The organism is Kitasatospora sp. NPDC029312, assembly GCF_055569215.1.
In genome coordinates this window covers 118058-136678 of sequence record NZ_JBVHXY010000002.1, presented here as the reverse complement: position 1 = coordinate 136678, position 18621 = coordinate 118058, and the positions used below count along the sequence as shown (strand labels likewise).

Below are 18621 nucleotides of genomic sequence, written 5' to 3'. Positions count from 1 at the left end.
CCCTCCCCGACCGGCTGTACGGCACCATGCCCGCCGCCTCCCTGCGCCCCTCCGCCGACCCGGCCACCCTCCCCGTCCGCTCCACCCCTGAGATCCGCACGGCACACGGCTCCGGCACACTGGCCCGATGGACTTCCTCATCCGCCAGGCCCTCCCGCGCGACCTCGAAGACGCCGGCCGGATCACCGTCGAGGCCTTCGTCGGCGACGGCTACACCCGGCCCACGAGCGACTACGTCGGCCTGCTGCGGAACGCCGAACGCCGCGCCCGGGAGGCCGAACTCCTGGTCGCCGTCGACGCGGCCGGCGAACGGGTCCTCGGCTGCGTGACCTTCGCCGTCGGCGGCACCGAGTGGGCCGACATCGCCACCCCGCGGGAGGGCGAGATCCGGATGCTCGCCACCGCCGCCGCCTCCCGCGGCCGCGGCGTCGGCGAGGCCCTGGTGCGCGCCACCGTCACCCGCAGCCGCGACCTCGGCCTGGCCGGCATGGCCTTCTCCACCCGCCCGGAGATGACCGCCGCCCACCGCGTCTACGAGCGCATAGGCTTCCGGCGCACCCCGGCCCGCGACTGGGCGCCGTACCCGGGAATGGACTTGATGGTCTACACCATGGCCTTCTGACGCCCCCGCGGACATCACCGGGTGCCCCCTTCCCGGTGACCGGCGGACGATCAACAGACGACTTTTGATATAAACCACAGATCAAGACACGTCTTTGACACGTCGCGACAATCGATCGACCCGGGGGGACGCACCACATGGACGACGGGCCCGGTCTCGGCGCGCCCGGAAGCGGCCCGACGCTGCAGGACATGCGCGAAGCACGGGGCGTCCAAGCCCCCGCCACCAGCCGCTACGCCATCCCCGCGCCGGCCCCCGAGCCGCGCGGCCCGCTGCCGCCCTCGGTCCGCTTCAAGGCGGTGGACGGGCTGCGCGGCGTCGCGATCGCCTCCGTGCTGCTCTACCACACCGACTGGTTCCAGAACGGCCTGTTCGGCGTGGACGTCTTCTTCGTGCTCTCCGGCTTCCTGGTCACCCTGGTGCTGATCCGCGAGCTGGACCGCACCGACGGCATCCGGCTCGGCGTCTTCTACCGTCGCCGCGCCAAGCGGCTGCTGCCCGGTCTGTTCGCCACCGTCATCCTGGTGGTCGGGCTGTCCGCCCTGGTCAGTCCGCTACGGGACGTCAAGGACCTGCGTCCGCAGGCACTCGCCGCGCTCGCCCAGATCGCCAACTGGGCCCAGCTGTCCCGCGGCGACGCCTACTGGCAGCACTTCGCCTCGATCGACCCGCTGGCGGCCATGTGGTCGCTCAGCATCACCGAGCAGTTCTACGCGGTCTGGCCGCTGCTGCTGCTCATGGTCTTCGGCCTGTGCCACCGCTCGCTGCGGGCCACCGGCATCGCCACCGCCGTCCTGTTCGCCGCCTCGGCCGTCGTCGCCCCGCTGATGTGGGACGGCGACAACAGCGACCGCCTCTACCTCGGCACCGAGACCCGGGCCGTCGGCTTCGCGGCCGGTGCCACCGCCGCCTTCGGGGTCTACCTGTGGCTGCGCCGCCGGGTCCGCGCGGCGGCCGCCGACGGCGCGGACGGCGCCCGCCCCCGGCGGAGCCCGTCGGGCGGCGCCGTCCTGCCCACCCTGGTCGGCACCGCGGCCCTCGGCGGCCTCATCTGGGCCAGCCTGTCCGTGAGCTCCTACCACCAACCGTGGCTCTACCAGGGCGGGCTGGCGCTCGTGGCGGCGCTCGCCGCCGTCCTGACCGCCTCGCTCTGCCACGACCGCGGCCCCCTGGTGTGGCTGCTGTCGCTGCCCCCGGTACGGCTCACCGGCACCATCTCCTACAGCCTCTACCTGCTCCACCTGCCGGTGTACTGGCTGCTCCAGCACTACGTCGACGACATATCGCCGCGGAAGCTGCTGCTGATCGGCGGACCGGTCTCCTGGGTGCTGGCCTGGCTACTGCACACCGCCACCGAGAAGCTGCGGGTGCTGCGCTGGCGCGCCTTCCCGGCCGTGCCGCTGCTGGCCGTCACGGCCGCGGTGGCCACCACCGGCGCCTGGTACCTGCCGGCCTGGGTCACCCACGAGATGAAGTCCGGGCCTAGCAGCAAGCCCGTGGTCCTGGTCCTCGGTGACTCCTTCGCCCAGGACCTCGCCACCGGCCTGTACCGGCACGGCGACCGCTACCGGGTGGTCGACGGCGGGATCAGCGGCTGTGGCGTATTCGACCCGGACAAGGTGCGCACCACCTCCGGGACGGAGTTCGAGACGAGTACGGACTGCCGGGACCGGACGGCCGAGTGGGACCAGCGCCTCGCCTCCGCCGCGCCCCGGGCCGTCGTGATCCACCTCGGCTGGGACGCCGCCGAACAGTACCTGGACGGCACCTGGCTGAACCCCTGCGACGAGGACTACCGCAACCGGTACCGCGTCCAGCTCTCCCAGGCCGTGGAGCAGGTCCGCCGGGGCGCGCCCGGTGCCCGGGTGCTGCTGATGAACGAGCGCGTCGAGAACGGCGCCATCAACAAGACCTGGGGCACCTGCTACAACCAGCAGGTCGGCGACTTCGTGAAGTCCGCCGGCGGCAGCGTCGCGCTGCTCGACCTGGACACCTTCTACTGCCCGTACGACACCTGCGTCTGGAAGGACAAGGACGGCCACCGGGTCACCCCCGCCAACGACGGGGTGCACCTCACCCCGGCCGGCATGCGGTTCGTCACCCCGTGGCTGGAGAAGCAGATCGCGGACGCGCTGTCCGGGGCCCGGCCGGACCACCCGGGCCAGGAGCCGGCACCGACCGCCACGGCCACTCCGACCCCGGCGGCCGCCCCGACGCCCACGTCCAGGGCCACCTCGACGCCCGCCCCGACGCCCGCCGCGAGCGCCCGGCCGACGGGCCGGGCGACCCCGGCCAAGCCGTCCAGGACGCCGATCGCCAGGGCGACGGCCGGGACCGGCGACCACCCGGCGGAGACCCAGCCGTAGCCCTCGGGGCCGGAGCCGTCGCGGCCGCCGGCTACTGCTGCGGGACCTCGTACGTCTGCGCGAAGCAGTCGCGGATCGCCTTCTCGGAGTCCGGGCGCCCGGCGTAGTCCATCCGCGGGGTGTCCGGGGTGGTCGGCAGGGTCGGGTCGATGCCGAAGTACAGCGACCAGAAGTACAGCCCGCGCAGCTTGCGCTCCTGCGCCACCTGGCAGACCGCGGTGAACCAGGTGGCCTGGACGGCCTCGTTCAGCTCGGTCTTCTTGTAGTACTCACCGGGCGTCTTGTACGCGCCCTTCTGCGCCGGGATGCCCACCTCGGTGAGCTTGGTGGTCGGCTGGGGGCCCTTGCCGCGCTTGTCCAGCCAGGCGTTCCAGCTGGCCTTGAGGTCGGCGATCGGGGCGTCGTCGTCGGCGTTCTTCGCCGGGGGGTAGGCGTCCGCGCCCGTCCCGTCCGCCGGTACCGCGATCGGGCCCTTGGACCAGTTGTCGAAGTTCGCGTCGTACACCAGCTCGCCGTGGAAGGTCTTCCGGGCCTCGTCGATCAGGCCCTGCCAGTGCGGGTCGCCCTCCAGCGAGTTGAACTCGGTGCCGATGGTGAACTCGGCCGCCGAGTGGTCCTGCGCGGTCTTCAGGTACGGCGCCAGGAAGGTGGCGTAGCTGGCGAACCAGGCGTCCCGGTCGGTCGGGGCGATGTTGCCGCGCCACTTCTGGGTGTGCACGTAGTCGAACACCTCCTCGTCCATGATCGGACGCACGGTGGTGCGCAGGCCGGCCCGGTGGGCGGCGTCGAGCAGCAGCGCGAGGCGCTCCGGGCTGGGTGAGGTCGGCCGGCCGGCGACGGCGTTCGACTTGGTGCCGGTGGTGTAGTACGGGAACGTCACCGACAGGGAGTTGGCGTTCAGCCCGACCACGTACTTGACGATGCGGTCGACCTTGCCCTGGACGTAGCTGTCCGGGTCCGCCGGGTCGTCCAGCCAGTACACCTGCACGCCCCACTCGGGGCTGCCCTTGGTCCACGGGCGGGTCACCTTGGGGCCGGTGTCCGCGGGAACCGACGGCGCGTCCTTGCCGAAGCCCCAGACCCGGCCCTGCTCGGTCGGGGCGCCGGCCCAGTGCACCTCGGTGGGGCGCTGGTGGTCGAACCTGATCGGGTGGTCACCCCAGACCACCGGGACGACGACGGTGATGCCGAGCACCAGGGTCGGCAGGACGAATATCGCGGGGCGTTTCACAGTCGTGTTTTCCGATCAGGCCGGCTTGGCGATGACGACGAACTTGTTCTCCTCGCGCTTGAGGAACTTGATCAGTCCCCGCAGGCCGCCCCAACCCTCCAGGAAGGAGAACACCGGGATGCAGGCCACCACGACGATCGGCTCCCACCACTTGCGCCGGTGGTTGGCCGAGGAGACCACGTTCAGCCGCAGCCCCTCCCAGTAGGTCCAGATCACGTACGCGAAGTTGATCGCCCACAGCAGCACCACGGACTGGGTCACCGGCGAGGTGTTCCAGGTGCCGGTGAACCAGGCCACCATCAGCACCAGGCCGACGTGCTGCAGCGGGCCGAGCACCCAGCTGACCATGCCCATCCCGATGAACAGCCGGTACCGCAGCGGGATCGTCTTGTTGAAGCAGAGCGCGACCAGGCCCCAGGCCCAGCGCTCGCGCTGCTTGAGGAAGTCCTTGACCCCGGCCGGCGAGGCGCCGTAGCAGCGCCCGTTGAACCAGTCGCTGCGGCCCGGGTAGCGCTGGCAGAAGTTCAGCGCCATCTGGGCGTCCTCGACGATGGTCTTCGGCCCGAAGTCCCACCCGATGGTGGCCTCCACCGAGGAGCGCACGATCAGCAGTTCACCGTGCACGCCGGCGATCGGGGTTCCGGTGCCGGTCATCGCGCGGAAGCGGGCGATGTCGTCGGCCGGGCGGATCGCGTCGGCGAGCCAGGTGAAGGTGGAGACGGCGTTCTCCCGCGGGTACGTCAGGATGCCCTGGGCCATGTGCTTGGCGTCGTCCCCGGCGCGGCGCTGCCGGTTGACGAACTGGGCGACCGCGGCGGCGGTGTCGGGGCCGACGCCGGTGTCGTCGTCCATGTGCAGCACCCAGACGTCGTCCTCGGCCTCGCCCTCCTCGATCCGCAGTTCGTGCGAGTAGTGGTTGGCGCGGGCCTTGAACTTGGTGCCGTTGGCCGTCTCGTACGCCTTCGGCACGGTCACCACCCGGATCAGCGGGTGGCGTTCGGCCAGCTCGTCGATCCTCTCGGCGGCGGCGCAGCCCTCCTCGGTGAGGATGTCCACCCGCATCCACGGGAAGTACGGCGGCAGGTGCTCGACGTACGAGAGCACCGAGCGCTCCAGCGCCGGGTAGGTGTCGTGGCGGCCGATGGTCGGCACGAGCACGATCAGGAAGTCGTCCTCGACCGGCGCCGGCGGGGTCATCCTGTCCACCTGGCGCAGCCGCCGGCGGACCATCAGCACGCCCTGGAAACCGATCAGCACGCCGAACACGGGCATGCCCCACAGGATGGTGATCGCCCAGCCGAGCGGGGTCGGGTTGGGGACGTACGCCCAGATGGAGAAGGCGAAGATGATCAGGAAGGCGACGTAGAACGGCAGCACCCGGGGCTTCCACGACATCTGTCGCTCGGCGAGCCGGGCGGCCTCCCGGGACGTGGTGAGCACCGTCCGCGCGGGGGCTGTCGTCGTCATGGCGGAAGTCGTTCCTCGTCTGGTGTCGGTCCGGCCCCCGGGCGGGGCGCGGGTCGTCGGTGGGCGGTCAGGCCTGCGGCGGGCGGTCAGGCCTGCGGCGGCCGGTCAGGCCTGCGGCGGGCGGTCAGGCCTGCGGCGGGCGGTCCGCGGGCGGCGGGTCGGCCGGCGGCGGCACTCCCGGGCCGGGGGCGACCGGGCCGGGTGCCGCCGGGCCGGGTGCGACCGGTCCGCCGCCCGGCTGGCCCGAAAAGGGCGGAGCGGCGGGCCACTGCTGCTGGGCGACGGTCGGCTGGTACGACGGCGCCGTGTGGGTGGGCTGCTGGGCGTACGGGACCGGCTGCGGCGGCTGCGGTTGCGCCGGGGGCCACCCGGCGGGCTGCGGCTGGCCGTGGGGCTGCTGGGGTGCCATCGGCTGCTGGTGCCAGTCGGGCTGGGCCGGCTGCTGCTGCGGCCACGCGTACTGCTGCTGTCCGTACGGTACGGGCGTCGGCGCGGACGGCACGGTCTGCATGATCGACCAGTGCGGCTCCCCGGCCGGCGCCGCCTCCGGCCGCGCTCCCCACCTGGAGCGGGCGAGCAGCAGGACCAGCACCGCGGTGACGACCACGCCGATCGCGAAGGTCGCGAGCTTGAGCCAGCCCTCGGTGGTCCCGGTGAACCACTCCCGCTGCGGCTGGTCCAGCAGCGCACCGGTCAGGCTGCGCACCCGGTTGTAGCCCTCGACGAGCGCCACGCCTGCCGCCACCCCGAGCGCCCAGTCGCGCCCGCGCCACAGGAGGATCCCCGAAAGCAGGTAGAGCAGGCCGTAGTTGAGGCTCCCCGTCTCGGCGGCCACCGAGGAGCCGCCGTAGTAGAAGATGCCCTTGACGTACGCGGCGAAGCCGACCTGGCCGAAGCAGTTGTACGCCGCCCAACCGAGCAGCACCGCACCCCAGCCGACCGCGAGACCACCGGCCCCGCGTATCGGACCTGTCTGTGCCATCCCCTACCCCCGCCCCTTCGGACCTTCACCCGACCGTGCACCCAGTCCTCGGTTTCGCCGCCACAGGATGCCACACGCCGCAACGGACCCGGAATTCCACCCGTTCGACGAATCCTGGAGCGTCCCCAAGCGTCCCGGCGCGAACCCGGTGGACCTCACCGGACGTGCAGCCCGCCCCAGTCGACGGTCCCGCCGAACGCGCCGGAGCCGCCGGTGATCGCCAACGGGCTGTGGTAGGTCGCGTTGACGTCCGCGGCCGGGTTGCGCGGCTGATCCGGGGTCAGGTTGGCGGCGGTGAGCGACTGTCCCCAGACCGTCCAGATCGTCCAGGGTGTGCGCCGCAGGGTGTCCGGCTGGCGGGAGTTGACGGGGACGGCGAAGGACTCGGCCAGGATCCGCGGCTTGTCGTAGGCGGCGAGCCCGTCGTAGTAGCGCTTGGTCCACACCTCGCCGGTGCCGATCGGGTGCGCCGGGCTGCCGCTGTAGTCGTCGACGCCGACGACGTCGACGTACTGGGTGCCCGGGTAGTAGTCCCACGGGTCCACGCCCGGGGCGCCGTCCCAGGACACCGGCGTCCAGACGAACAGCAGGTTGTGCAGGCCCCTCGTCTCCACCAGGTACTTGTAGGTGATCTTCCACAGTGCCTGGTAGTCGGCCGGATTCTGGCCCGCCCACCAGAACCTGCGGGAGCAGTCCTGCACGTTCATCTCGTGGTAGGGGCGCAGCAGCACCGGCACGTCGTGGGCGGCCAGGTACTCCAGGTGGTCGGCCAGGTACGACAGGTCGGTGATCAGCGCGCGGTACTCGGCGGTGTCGTGCGCGGCGTCCACGACCCGGCCGAACCAGCCGGGGTCCTTCGCCGCCGGGGAGTTGGCGCAGAGCACCCGGTCGAAGGACTTGACGTCCGATCCGGGGTAGGGCTCGTGGAAGGACATGCCGACGATCCCGGCCGGGGCGCCGCCGTTGTCGGGCAGTTCGGTGGTGCTGCCGTCGCAGTTCGGCTGGACGCCGGAGCTGTCGTAGGTGCCGTCGTCGGCGCGCGGGTGGCCGGACCAGACGGCGGCCATCAGGTCGACGGCGTCGTCGGTGTACTGCCAGCCGGCCCGGCAGGTGGGCCAGCGGCCGGCGGAGTAGGAGCGCGGATTGCCCACGCCCCAGGCGTTCTGGCCGTAGCCGGGGCCGAGGTCGGTCTCCAGGAAGCCCGGCAGCTTCCCGGTGATGTCGGCGGCCTTCTTGTAGTAGTAGCCGACCTGTTTGGTGCCGCGGTAGTCGCCGTACTCGGGGTTGTTGCGCTCGTTGTGCGCTTCGACGTGCTGGCCGATCACCGTTCCGCCGCTCTGCCCGGTGCGGGCCTGGCGCTCCAGGTCGGTGAGGAACTGGTCGACGGCGCGGGCGTTCGGCGAGGCCTGCGGGTCACGGGCGAGCAGGTCCCGCCCCACGTCGGGCGGCAGGGTGCGCCCCGGGGCGCCGACCGACACCGGTACCCGCAGGGGCTGGGTCGCGTCGATCCGGTCGTCCCGGCCCAGCAGCGCGAAGGTGCCCGCGACGACCACGATCCCGGCCGCGGCCAGGACGGCGGACTTGCCGCGCAGGGCATTGGGCAGGGCCACGACCGCTCCTCCGGTTGCTCGCCGGTACCGACCCCCACGGACGCAACCGGAACACGCGTACGAAAAACTCCGATGAGAGCCTGCCACACTCCCCCGGTCCCGGCGAACGCGTCCGCCGGCACCGGGATGCCGGCGTAGCTCAGCCGGCCGGGGTGGCCGCCGGCGTGCCCTGGGATCCGGGCGTGGCGGAGCCCGCCGCCTTGGCCCGCTGGAGCAGCCGGCCCTTCACGTGCTCGGCGAACCCGGAGGCCGCCGCCGTCGCGGTGGCGTCGGGGGCGTTGCCGCCCTTCGCCGAGCCCTCGACGGTGAAGTAGGCGTACCGGCCGAGGCTGCTGTGGGTGCCGGTGCAGCCGGCGTTGGCGCAGAACGCCGGGGCCCCGGGCGCGGGAAGGCCCTTGAGCTGGCCGGTGTAGTTCTTCATCGCGGTCTCGGCCTGGATCTTGTGGTCGAAGACGGCGGCGCCGACGGTCACCGCGCTGTCGCCGGAGACGTACGTCGCCCGGAGCACCTTCTGGCAGCCCTGGTCACCGAGGACCTTGCCCAGCCCGCCGGTGGTGGAGTTGCCGTCCCAGCAGGGCTGGTCCAGGGAGACCACGGTCCGGGTCCAGGTCGCGCCGTTGATCGTCACCTGCGTCGCGGAGAACAGCGCCCCCGCGTCCTGCGGCGCCGGGTCGGTGGCGGCCTCCCAGATCGGCTTCGACGGGTCGTCACCCTGGCCGCCCGGGCTCGCGCTCGACGGGCCGGGGGTCGGGCGGCCGGAGGTGGCCGCCACGGTGGGGGTCGGGCCGCCGCCGGTCTTGCCGGGGTCGCCCTTCTTGCCGAGCAGCACCGCACCGCCCGCGACCAGGCCGCCCACCACGACGACCGCGGCCACGACGCCGATGACCTTCATCCGGCGCTTGCGCTTGGCGGCGGCCTCGTTGCGGTTCGCCAGCGCCTCCCAGTCCGGCTCGACGCGCTGCGGCGGCACGGGCTGCGGCGGGGGCTGCTGCTGCCACTGCGGGGCGGCCATCGGCTGCACCGGCTGGTGCTGCGGCTGGGCCTGCGGCGCCATCGGCTGCGGCACGGGCTGGGGTTGCGGCACTGGTTGGGCCTGCGGCTGCGCGACCGGCTGCGGCTGCGGCACAGCCGGAACGGGCTGCGGGAGCGGCTGCGCGGACGGCACCACCGGCCCGTAGGAGGCCGGCGGCGGGCCGAAACCGCCGCTCGGCGGCGGCACCGGGCCCGGCCCCGCCGGCTGATGATTCCGTGCGTCCCCCGACCCGGCGGGGGGCGTTCCCTGCGGCCCCTGCCCAGGTACGCCAGTTCCGTCGCTCATGCGCCCAGATCGTAGGGCATCCCCCCGACCACCGGTCCCCCCGGTGACCGTTCCGTATCGAAACCAGGACGGGCGCCGGCCGGATCCGGCCCTGACGTCGGGTCGGCCGCGCCCGGCCGGGGCGCGGATCGGCTCGGGCCCGGGGCGGATCAGGGACGGTCCGACGCCCGGATCCGGCCCCCGGAAGGCCACGAACGGCCGCCCGCCCGGTACCGCCGGTCATCGTTCCGACACACCGCGCCGCACAACATCTGGTGCCGCATCACCGAGACACCACTACATGTATGCTCACTCCTGCTGTCGATGCAGGGGAACCCGGTGCGAATCCGGGACTGCCCCGCAGCGGTGTGCGGGCGGCTCCAGCAGCCGTGTCCGCGAGTCCGAGTACCTGCCGGCGGCGTGCGCCACGGCCCTCCCGCAGAGGCCGCGCCAGCACGAGCAGTACCCCTCCGGGCCTCGCGGGCGGGCCGGGGAGACACCGTCGCGCGACGCGTTCAGCGTTCGCGCCGTGCTCCCCTGCCCAGATCGGCCCGGTGCCACCCGATCACGCCGCCGATCGCCGCCAGGAGAGAGCGCCTTGACCACCGCTGCCTCAGCCACCCTGCCCGCCCAGGGCACCGGCACCGCCTTCACCGACCCGACGGTCTCCGACCCCGGGGGCGCGCTGCTGCGGCTGCTCACCGACCGCAGCGCCGATCTCACCGAGGTGGACCCCGGTCATGTCGCCGCCGCCGCGCTGCGCGGCCGCCACGCCGGCTCGGACTTCGCCGAGCTGCGCGGGCTGGCCGTGGACGCCGCCGCGTCGATGATCGCCGAGGACCCCCAGTACTCGAAGCTGGCCGCCCGCCTGCTCGCCCTGGAGATCGTGGACGAGGCGAACAGCCAGGGCTCGGTCTCCTTCTCCGCCTCGATCGCCGTCGGCCACGCCGAGGGCCTGATCGGCGACACCACCGCGGCCTTCGTCGCCAAGCACGCCGCCGCCCTGGACGCGCTGATCGACGCCCACGGCGACGACCGCTTCGAGTACTTCGGGCTGCGCACCGTGCAGTCCCGCTACCTGCTGCGCCACCCGATCACCCGCAAGGTCATCGAGACCCCGCAGCACTTCCTGCTCCGCGTCGCCTGCGGCCTGGCGGTCGGCGACTCCGAGCAGTCGGTGCGCGAGGTGGCCGAACTGTACGGCCTGATGAGCCGCCTGGAGTACCTGACCTCCTCGCCGACGCTCTTCAACTCCGGCACCCGGCACCCGCAGATGTCGAGCTGCTACCTGCTCGACTCCCCGCTGGACAACCTCGACTCGATCTACAACCGCTACGCGCAGATCGCCCGGCTGTCCAAGCACGCCGGCGGCATCGGCCTGTCCTACTCGCGCATCCGCTCGCGCGGCAGCCTGATCCGCGGCACCAACGGCAAGTCCAACGGCATCGTCCCGTTCCTGCGCACCCTCGACTCCTCGGTCGCCGCGGTCAACCAGGGCGGCCGACGCAAGGGCGCGGCCTGCGTCTACCTGGAGACCTGGCACGCCGACATCGAGGAGTTCCTGGAGCTGCGCGACAACACCGGCGAGGAGGCGCGCCGCACCCACAACCTCAATCTGGCGCACTGGATCCCGGACGAGTTCATGCGCCGCGTCAACGCCAACCAGGACTGGTCGCTGTTCTCCCCGGCCGACGTCCCCGAGCTGGTCGACCTGTGGGGCGCCGACTTCGACGAGGCCTACCGCAAGGCCGAGCAGGCCGGCAAGGCCGTCCGCACCATCCCGGCGCAGACCCTCTACGCCCGCATGATGCGCACCCTCGCCCAGACCGGCAACGGCTGGATGACCTTCAAGGACGCCTCCAACCGCGCCGCCAACCAGACCGCCCTGCCGGGCCGCACGGTGCACTCCTCCAACCTGTGCACCGAGATCCTGGAGGTCACGGACGACTCCGAGACCGCCGTCTGCAACCTCGGCTCGGTCAACCTCGGCGCCCACGTGGCCGTCGGCGCCTCCGCCGACGACCTGCTGGGCGCGATGGACTGGGAGCGCCTCGACGCCACCGTCCGTACCGCCGTGACGTTCCTCGACCGCGTGGTCGACATCAACTTCTACCCGACCACCGAGGCGGGGACGTCCAACTCCCGCTGGCGCCCGGTCGGCCTCGGCGTGATGGGCCTGCAGGACGTCTTCTTCAAGCTGCGGATCGACTTCGACTCCGCCGAGGCCGCCCGCCTGTCCACGCTCATCGCCGAGCGCATCATGCTCACCGCCTACGAGCGCTCCGCCGAACTGGCCGAGCAGCTCGGCCGCCACGAGGCGTACGGCGAGACCCGCGCCGCCCGCGGCGAACTGCACATCGACCACTTCCCGAGCGCCGCCCCGCAGTGGGCCGACCGCTGGACGGCCCTGCGCGCCCGCATCGCCGAGACCGGCCTGCGCAACTCGCTGCTGCTCGCGATCGCCCCGACCGCGACCATCGCCTCGATCGCCGGCGTGTACGAGTGCATCGAGCCGCAGGTGTCCAACCTGTTCAAGCGCGAGACGCTGAGCGGCGAGTTCCTGCAGGTCAACCCGTACCTGGTGCGCGAGCTGAAGGAGCTCGGCGTCTGGGACCAGCAGACCCGCGACGCGCTGCGCGACGCCAACGGCTCCGTCCAGGAGTTCAACTGGCTGCCGCAGGACGTCCGTTCCCTGTACCGGACGGCCTGGGAGCTGCCCCAGCGCGCGCTGATCGACCTGGCGGCGGCCCGCATGCCGTACCTGGACCAGAGCCAGTCGCTGAACCTGTTCATGGCCGCGCCGACCATCGGCAAGCTCAGCTCGATGTACGCGTACGCGTGGAAGGTCGGTCTCAAGACCACCTACTACCTGCGCTCGCGCCCCGCGACCCGCATCGCCCAGGCCGCGTCCGGCACCGCCCGCGCCGCCGCGCCCGTCCCCGTCGCCACCCTCACTCCCGAGGAGGAGGCCGCCCTGGCCTGCTCCCTGGAGAACCCCGAGTCCTGCGAGGCCTGCCAGTGAGCACCCCTGAAGACCGCAAGATGCTGCTCGACCCCGGCTTCGAGCTGACGCTGCGCCCGATGCGCTACCCGTCGTTCTACGACCGGTACCGCGACGCGATCAAGAACACTTGGACCGTCGAGGAGGTGGACCTGCACTCGGACGTCGCCGACCTGGCGAAGCTCAGCGAGGGCGAGCGCCACCTGATCGGCCGGCTGGTCGCGTTCTTCGCGACGGGCGACTCGATCGTCGCGAACAACGTCGTGCTGAGCCTGTACAAGCACATCAACTCCCCGGAGGCGCGGCTGTACCTGTCGCGCCAGCTGTTCGAGGAGGCAGTCCATGTGCAGTTCTACCTGACGCTGCTGGACACCTACCTTCCGGACCCGGAGGACCGCAACGCGGCCTTCGCCGCGGTGGAGAACATCCCCTCCATCCACCAGAAGGCCCAGTTCTGCTTCAAGTACATGAACGCGGTCGACCACATCGACTCGCTGCAGACGAAGGAGGACAGGCGGGCGTTCCTGCTCAACCTGATCTGCTTCGCGGCGTGTGTGGAGGGGCTGTTCTTCTACGGCGCGTTCGCCTACGTGTACTGGTTCCGGAGCCGGGGCCTGCTGCACGGTCTCGCGACCGGCACCAACTGGGTGTTCCGCGACGAGTCCATGCACATGGACTTCGCGATGTCGGTGGTCGACACGGTGCGCGAGGAGGAGCCCGACCTCTTCGATGAGGAGATGGCCAAGCAGGTCACCGAGATGCTGGAGGAGGCCGTCGCGGCCGAGCTCCAGTTCGCCCAGGACCTGTGCGGTGATGGTCTGGCGGGCATGAACACCGACTCGATGCGGCAGTACCTGGAGGCCGTGGCGGACCAGCGCCTGGCCCGCCTGGGGATGCCCATTCGGTACGGGTCGACCAACCCGTTCGGCTTCATGGAGCTCCAGAACGTCCAGGAGCTGACCAACTTCTTCGAGCGCCGGGTGTCGGCGTACCAGGTCGCGGTCGAGGGCTCCGTCTCCTTCGACGACGACTTCTAAGCAGCGGAGAGACACAGAGAGGTGCCCCGCACGGCCACAGCCCGTGCGGGGCACCTCTGTTGCTTCAGTCGGTCGGAAACTCCCCGGACTTGACCCCGGCGAGGAAGGAAGCCCACGCCTCAGCCGGGAAGAGCAGTAGAGGGCCATCGGGATCCTTGGAATCCCGAACCGCAGTCGTCAACAACCTGGTCTGCGTTTCGACGCAGTTCCCACCCTGCCCGCTGTATGTGCTCTTGTGCCACTCGTTGGTCATGACTCATCCCATCCCTTGCCCAGAGTTCAGAACTCCTGCCGTACTCGAGCGATCATGTCGAGACTGTCAGCCGGACTCAAGGCGATTGAGCGGAGGGAGTCGAAGATCAGCGTGTACTCATCGATCTCGGCTGACGTCTCCATGTAGAGCGTCCCCGTCCGGTGTTCCACGCAGACGACATCGGAGTAGTCCGGCGAAGGAAAGCTGAACATCACGAACGACCCCATCAGGCCAGCGTGAGCACCGGCGCGGTCCGGCAAGACCTGGAGCTCCACATACGGATGCTCAGCCATCTCAACCAGCTTGTCGAGTTGCCCGGCCATCGTCTTTGCCCCGCCCACCCGAACACGGAGCGCCGACTCGCCCTCGATCACACACAGACGTGGCGGACTGGGCTTGTTGAGCACCGTCTGCCGTTCAATTCGAGCTGTCACCAAAGCGTCTACCTGCTCGGCAGTCAGCCCCGACGGCTTGGCTTGCATCACCGCGCGAGCATAGTCAGGCGTCTGAAGCAGACCAGAGATCAACACATTCTCGAATGACCTGATGTAGTCCGCCGTCTCCTCGTAGTCGATGAAGTCCGAGTAGGACGGCCGAGCCAAGCTCGCCCGCTGCACCCATCCTGGCTCACGACCTCGACGGGCGAGCGCGATCAACTCATCGACCCGGCCTTGGTCCTCCACGCCGTAGAACGTCAGCAGGTCGCGCAGTTCGCCGAGCGAGATGCCCAATCTCGCGTTCTCTATCCGGCTGATCTTCGAACGATGGCAGCCGATTCGCTCCGCCGCCTGTTCAGGGGACTTGCCGGCCTCTTCACGCAGGCTGACCAGAGCGGCTGCCAACCGCCTGCGGCGCACTGTGGGTCGCGCTTGGCTCATCTGATGCTCCATCACGCCGATTTGGACCAGATCATAACCCCTCAGAAACGATCTTGGAAAATTTCCATCGAGCAAGTTGCGAGCGGGCTCCTTTCCGGCGCATGCTACTCAACGTAGTCCGCTCGTCGACTCAACGTGATTATGGCGGGCTTTCACCGGGCATCCCCATGCCTTCTTCAGTCGCTGTCACCCGCACACCCAGAGGTGGCCCCGCCATGCCTGAAACCGTCTCCCCCATCCCCATCCCCATCCTCACCGAGCAGACCTGCTGGCTGCCCCGGCACCCCAAGTCCCCCCGAGCCGCCCGCCAAGAGCTTCGCTCCTTCCTCCTCCCCCTCCCCACCGGCGAACTCCTGCTCCCCACCGCCGAGTTGCTGGTCAGCGAGCTGGTCACCAACGCCATCCAGCACGCCCGATCCCCCCGTGGACGCCTGATCTTCGTCCGCTTCCAGCTCGCCCCGGACGACACTCTCCGCATCGAGGTGCACGACGCCGACAGCGGGAAGCCGGCGCCCCGCCCGGCCTCCGCCTGCTCCGAGAGCGGCCGAGGACTGCTCCTCGTCCAGAAGTTGGCCCAGAGCTGGGGCTGCTGCCCGCGCAGGGGCGGCATCGGCAAGTTCATCTGGTGCCACATCGCCGCCTCCTCCGGGACGGCCGCCGCGTGAGCGCCGTCCGCGCCGGGATCACCGGGATCATGGCCCCCGCACTCTTCCCCAGCCTCGACCACGCGCTCCCCGTCCTCTGGGAGCGCGTCCGCGAACTCCCCATCCGCGAGGCCCACCGGGACTTCATCCGGATCTGCATCGGCCCGGGCAGCGGCGAAGGCGTCGCCCGCGCTCTCTCCCGAGGCGGCACCTGGAGCTTCACCCTCTACGTCGGCGAGCTGACCGACTCGACCACCCACCCGATCACCATCACCACCCACCGGCTCTGAACTCACCGTCCCCGCCCGGCGCTCACGCCGGGCGGGTACGGCCACGACCAACCTGACCGATTTCCTGTTCTCGCAAGATCGAGTCCTTGACGCTGCGCTTGGAGGGTCGGGAACATCGAACGAGAAGCCAGGGGAGGACACAGCCGTGAAGCTGACCGAACTAGACAGCTCCTGCGACAACGGGCCTTGCCCGACGATCTACGCCACTGACACCCGGGGAACTGGTCGTACAAGGTTTCAAGGTGGACGACCCGGAAGCGCTAGCTACGATGCGACTTCCGGACACCGAGACAGCCGTACGCATCCCGATTGACCTCCTGATGAGGGTTGCCCGTGACCATCTCTCCTGACGCCTTCGGCGCACTCTTCGACACCTTCCAGCAGGAAGCGTTCCGGCTGGAGACGCTGGACGACTACAGCAAGTCCGGCAACGTGGACGCCTACCAAGCGTTCCTTGCCGGGAACCCGAAGCCCGACGACTACAATTCCCGGTGGCTGGCGCAAGTCCGGCGGAACATCGACGCCGGCCGCCGAATGTACCGGGTCCACGTCCTGGCTCGGCCTCTCACCACCTACCTGCAGTTCGAACTGGGCTGGGGATACCAGACCAACGCCACGGTCGGCGAGGAGTTCTTCATCCTCGACACCACGGAGAAGCCGAACCCTCTCGAAGGTGTTCCCGACTTCTGGATGTTCGACGAATCCAGGACCGTCTCGATGACCTACGACAGCGAGGGTGGATTCCTCGGGGCAGAGGAAGAGTCCGACGTTCAGAAATGGGTTCACTGGCGAGACACAGCCTTGAGCCATGCCGAGCCGTTCGCGGACTGGTGGGAGCGGCACAGCAGTAAGTGAGAGCGAATATCGGTAGCACGCTGCGGGAGCTGCGAAAGGCCAGCGGGAAAGAGGCCAAGGCAGTCGCCCGCGGCGCTGCCATGTCCCCATCCAAACTGAGCCGTATCGAAACGGGGAAGATCACCCCGACAGTAATGGACGTGGACCGAATCCTCGCGGCAATCGGTGTGTCCGACGAGGTCCGGGCCGGATTGGTCGAGACAGCTCGTCGAGAAGCTACCGAGGCGACGGCGTGGCGGCTTTACCGCCGCAGCGGTTTCCACTTGCACCAAGATGCCATCCGCTCTGTGGAAGCCGAGACCGCTGTTCAACGGGTCTTCCAGCCGTCCTGCGTCCCTGGCCTGTGTCAGTCACCGGAGTACATCCGGGCGATCCTGAGTACGAAGGGCCTGACGGAGGAGGTGCTGTCACGGACCATCGGCGCCCGGCTCCAACGCCAAGCCGTACTCTTCGAATCCGCCAAGTCGTTTCGCTACCTGATCACCGAATCAGTGCTGCGCTGGCGACTTGTCTCCCCGCGCGAGATGGCTGTCCAGCTGGACAGACTCATCTCGCTCTCTCGCCTCCCCAATGTCTCGATCGGCATTGTTCCACTCACAGCTCCCATGATTGAAGCGCCGTCCTCATCCTTCGTCGTCTACGACAAGCGGCTGGTGATCGTGGAGATTCCCCATGCGGAAATCACCACCAGCGAGCCAAAAGATGTGGAGCTATACCTGGCGCGGTTCAGTCGGTTCGAACTCAAGGCTCTGGCGGGTGACCCCATGCGGCGCCTACTCGAAGAAATCCGGGACGAGTTCTTGGAAGAGCCGGGTGGTGCCCGGTGACGCGAGCTTCTCAGTCCACTCAGAACCCACAGGAGTTGCGGTGCGCAACCAGCCGGGTCCGGCCCGGATCGCGAGTATGGAGTGGCAGGGCGCCGAGACTCTTCGCGATAGCGGCATGGGCGCGAAGCAGGTCGAGCTGGCGGCCCTTGAGCAGGCCTCGACGGAACTCCGCTACTTCCTGCCAACCATGATCACGGGTCTGCTCGCGACGCCGGAGCGCGTCAGCGCCAGTCTGGCCCTGATCCCTGGCGATCACCGCTGAGGTGGCCGCGAGCGTGCTCGTGTTCCGCGAATCCCACGACGTGCAGGCGCACCTGGGCACGTTCCGAACCTTCGAGGAGTCTTCGCTCTGGGGCGAGGACGCTCGGACCAAGCTGGAGGAGTGGGCTTCCGGCCGCCGATAGTCGGCCACTCCAGCGAGGCCTTCATACGCAGGAAGTCGGCTAATCCGACTTCCTGCGCACGCAAATGCCGGACGAGTTCTTTCCGGAACAGGAAAGGACGCAAGAAAAGGCCTCGGCTCCCCGTAATTTGGTGGCTCGCCGAAAAGTTCCCGCGAGACACGGGAGCCTTCCATGTCCGACGCCGGTGTCGCGCAGCCGACCGCCGCGAACTGTCCGCCGAAGCGCCGCCGCACGCACGCGGAACTCATGGCGCGGATCGACAACAACCCGATCCGCAAGGACCTCACCACCGGGCGCCTGGTCGAACTCGTGGGCGCCGCGAGCGGCCGGGCCCTGGTCCGGCCGCTGTTCGAGCCGGACGCGCCGCCGCGCCAGGTGCCCGTCGACCAGCTCACCACCCGCATCAGCCTCTGGCGCTGATCGCTCTCCCTCCCCCACCACCAAGCCCTCCGCCCAAGCCCTGGGCGGAGCGGGGCAGTTCCGTGCTGCCCCGAAGCGATACCGAAAGGTGCAGGCGATGATCGAACGCAACCTGTACGAACTCGACCTCTCCCGCGTCGAGTTCAGCCGCTCGTGCGGCGGCAACCAGGGCGGGGGCGACGACGGCGAGTCGTGTGTGACCCTCGGCCTGGTCGAGGACGGTGTCTACGCCCTCGGCGACAGCAAGCAGCCCGACCGTGCGCCCCTCCTCTTCACCACCGAGGAGCTCACCACCGCCGGGATCGACCCCGCGCGGTTCGGCCTGTCCGTCTGACGCCACCCGACACCTCTCCCCGGGTGCCCGCAGTCCCGTGTGGGGAGCGGGGGGCCCAACACCCCCGAGGAGGAGGGGCCTTGTCCTTCTCCGGGTACGAGGG

At 70.1% G+C, this 18621-nt stretch carries 19 protein-coding genes and 1 riboswitch; of the genes, 12 read left to right on the top strand and 7 right to left on the bottom strand.

The genetic code is table 11. The annotated features are described in order from the left end of the window. The first annotated feature begins 127 nt into the window (after positions 1-127). Both ACZ4WV_RS02160 and ACZ4WV_RS02155 read left to right on the top strand, forming a co-directional pair. A complete protein-coding gene (locus ACZ4WV_RS02160) occupies positions 128-622 on the top strand; it encodes a GNAT family N-acetyltransferase (protein WP_465741876.1) in 495 nt (164 codons plus the stop codon). Between the two features lie 191 nt (positions 623-813). After that, entirely contained in the window at positions 814-2988 is a 2175-nt protein-coding gene (locus ACZ4WV_RS02155) for an acyltransferase family protein (protein WP_465741874.1), read from the top strand. Positions 2989-3019: 31 nt separating this feature from the next. On the opposite strand, the gene ACZ4WV_RS02150 is transcribed toward ACZ4WV_RS02155, so the two are convergent. The 5 genes from ACZ4WV_RS02150 to ACZ4WV_RS02130 form a co-directional block, all read right to left on the bottom strand. After that, entirely contained in the window at positions 3020-4219 is a 1200-nt protein-coding gene (locus ACZ4WV_RS02150; RefSeq protein WP_465741872.1) for a glycoside hydrolase family 113, read from the bottom strand. 15 nt (positions 4220-4234) lie between these two features. Further along, positions 4235-5686, bottom strand: coding sequence for a glycosyltransferase family 2 protein (locus ACZ4WV_RS02145; protein ID WP_465741871.1), 1452 nt, complete (start codon positions 5684-5686; stop codon positions 4235-4237). Positions 5687-5810: 124 nt separating this feature from the next. Further along, complete coding sequence (locus ACZ4WV_RS02140; RefSeq protein WP_465741869.1) at positions 5811-6668, bottom strand: hypothetical protein; 858 nt, start codon at positions 6666-6668, stop codon at positions 5811-5813. Positions 6669-6823: 155 nt separating this feature from the next. After that, positions 6824-8278, bottom strand: a complete 1455-nt coding sequence (locus tag ACZ4WV_RS02135; protein ID WP_465741867.1) for a glycoside hydrolase family 26 protein — start codon at positions 8276-8278, stop codon at positions 6824-6826. 139 nt (positions 8279-8417) lie between these two features. Then, a complete protein-coding gene (locus ACZ4WV_RS02130) occupies positions 8418-9344 on the bottom strand; it encodes a hypothetical protein (RefSeq protein WP_465741865.1) in 927 nt (308 codons plus the stop codon). A gap of 530 nt (positions 9345-9874) precedes the next feature. Beyond that, a riboswitch (cobalamin riboswitch) is annotated at positions 9875-10006 on the top strand. A 191-nt stretch (positions 10007-10197) separates the two neighbouring features. Here ACZ4WV_RS02130 and ACZ4WV_RS02125 point away from each other — a divergent pair. Both ACZ4WV_RS02125 and ACZ4WV_RS02120 read left to right on the top strand, forming a co-directional pair. Beyond that, the gene (locus tag ACZ4WV_RS02125) at positions 10198-12597 is read left to right on the top strand and encodes a ribonucleoside-diphosphate reductase subunit alpha (protein ID WP_465742164.1); all 2400 of its coding nucleotides are present in this window, start codon (positions 10198-10200) and stop codon (positions 12595-12597) included. Positions 12598-12617: 20 nt separating this feature from the next. After that, positions 12618-13613 (top strand): ribonucleotide-diphosphate reductase subunit beta, encoded by a 996-nt coding sequence (locus ACZ4WV_RS02120; RefSeq protein ID WP_465742162.1) that lies wholly within the window; start codon positions 12618-12620, stop codon positions 13611-13613. Between the two features lie 64 nt (positions 13614-13677). On the opposite strand, the gene ACZ4WV_RS02115 is transcribed toward ACZ4WV_RS02120, so the two are convergent. Together ACZ4WV_RS02115 and ACZ4WV_RS02110 are read right to left on the bottom strand one after the other, a co-directional pair. Further along, positions 13678-13866: a DUF397 domain-containing protein gene (locus tag ACZ4WV_RS02115; protein WP_465741863.1), complete on the bottom strand. Its 189-nt coding sequence runs from the start codon at positions 13864-13866 to the stop codon at positions 13678-13680. 26 nt (positions 13867-13892) lie between these two features. Continuing rightward, positions 13893-14756, bottom strand: a complete 864-nt coding sequence (locus tag ACZ4WV_RS02110; RefSeq protein WP_465741861.1) for a helix-turn-helix domain-containing protein — start codon at positions 14754-14756, stop codon at positions 13893-13895. Positions 14757-14959: 203 nt separating this feature from the next. Here ACZ4WV_RS02110 and ACZ4WV_RS02105 point away from each other — a divergent pair, with 203 nt between their 5' ends. The 8 genes from ACZ4WV_RS02105 (at position 14960) to ACZ4WV_RS02070 (ending at position 18518) form a co-directional block, all read left to right on the top strand. After that, on the top strand, positions 14960-15409 hold the full coding sequence (locus tag ACZ4WV_RS02105) for an ATP-binding protein (RefSeq protein WP_465741859.1): 450 nt from the start codon (positions 14960-14962) through the stop codon (positions 15407-15409). Further along, the gene (locus ACZ4WV_RS02100; protein WP_465741857.1) at positions 15406-15678 is read left to right on the top strand and encodes a hypothetical protein; all 273 of its coding nucleotides are present in this window, start codon (positions 15406-15408) and stop codon (positions 15676-15678) included. The genes ACZ4WV_RS02105 and ACZ4WV_RS02100 overlap by 4 nt, the downstream gene beginning before the upstream one ends. 333 nt (positions 15679-16011) lie before the next feature. Further along, positions 16012-16533: a DUF6879 family protein gene (locus ACZ4WV_RS02095; RefSeq protein ID WP_465741855.1), complete on the top strand. Its 522-nt coding sequence runs from the start codon at positions 16012-16014 to the stop codon at positions 16531-16533. Further along, on the top strand, positions 16530-17360 hold the full coding sequence (locus ACZ4WV_RS02090; RefSeq protein WP_465741853.1) for a helix-turn-helix domain-containing protein: 831 nt from the start codon (positions 16530-16532) through the stop codon (positions 17358-17360). Before ACZ4WV_RS02095 ends, ACZ4WV_RS02090 begins: the two co-directional genes overlap by 4 nt. A gap of 40 nt (positions 17361-17400) precedes the next feature. Continuing rightward, positions 17401-17622, top strand: coding sequence for a hypothetical protein (locus tag ACZ4WV_RS02085; protein WP_465741851.1), 222 nt, complete (start codon positions 17401-17403; stop codon positions 17620-17622). A gap of 13 nt (positions 17623-17635) precedes the next feature. Continuing rightward, positions 17636-17764, top strand: a complete 129-nt coding sequence (locus tag ACZ4WV_RS02080; RefSeq protein ID WP_465741849.1) for a hypothetical protein — start codon at positions 17636-17638, stop codon at positions 17762-17764. Between the two features lie 171 nt (positions 17765-17935). Beyond that, positions 17936-18184: a hypothetical protein gene (locus ACZ4WV_RS02075; protein ID WP_465741847.1), complete on the top strand. Its 249-nt coding sequence runs from the start codon at positions 17936-17938 to the stop codon at positions 18182-18184. Positions 18185-18281: 97 nt separating this feature from the next. Then, the gene (locus ACZ4WV_RS02070) at positions 18282-18518 is read left to right on the top strand and encodes a DUF397 domain-containing protein (RefSeq protein WP_465741845.1); all 237 of its coding nucleotides are present in this window, start codon (positions 18282-18284) and stop codon (positions 18516-18518) included. Positions 18519-18621: the final 103 nt, after the last annotated feature.

Excerpts from the sequence above, each read along its gene's own strand:
- ACZ4WV_RS02160 (WP_465741876.1), top strand. The coding sequence starts at position 128 with ATGGACTTCCTCATCCGCCAGGCCCTCCCGCGCGACCTCGAAGACGCC.
- ACZ4WV_RS02155 (WP_465741874.1), top strand. The coding sequence starts at position 814 with ATGCGCGAAGCACGGGGCGTCCAAGCCCCCGCCACCAGCCGCTACGCC.
- ACZ4WV_RS02145 (WP_465741871.1), bottom strand. The coding sequence starts at position 5,686 with ATGACGACGACAGCCCCCGCGCGGACGGTGCTCACCACGTCCCGGGAG.
- ACZ4WV_RS02140 (WP_465741869.1), bottom strand. The coding sequence starts at position 6,668 with ATGGCACAGACAGGTCCGATACGCGGGGCCGGTGGTCTCGCGGTCGGC.
- ACZ4WV_RS02120 (WP_465742162.1), top strand. The coding sequence starts at position 12,618 with ATGCTGCTCGACCCCGGCTTCGAGCTGACGCTGCGCCCGATGCGCTAC.
- ACZ4WV_RS02115 (WP_465741863.1), bottom strand. The coding sequence starts at position 13,866 with ATGACCAACGAGTGGCACAAGAGCACATACAGCGGGCAGGGTGGGAAC.
- ACZ4WV_RS02110 (WP_465741861.1), bottom strand. The coding sequence starts at position 14,756 with ATGGAGCATCAGATGAGCCAAGCGCGACCCACAGTGCGCCGCAGGCGG.
- ACZ4WV_RS02105 (WP_465741859.1), top strand. The coding sequence starts at position 14,960 with ATGCCTGAAACCGTCTCCCCCATCCCCATCCCCATCCTCACCGAGCAG.
- ACZ4WV_RS02075 (WP_465741847.1), top strand. The coding sequence starts at position 17,936 with ATGTCCGACGCCGGTGTCGCGCAGCCGACCGCCGCGAACTGTCCGCCG.
- ACZ4WV_RS02070 (WP_465741845.1), top strand. The coding sequence starts at position 18,282 with ATGATCGAACGCAACCTGTACGAACTCGACCTCTCCCGCGTCGAGTTC.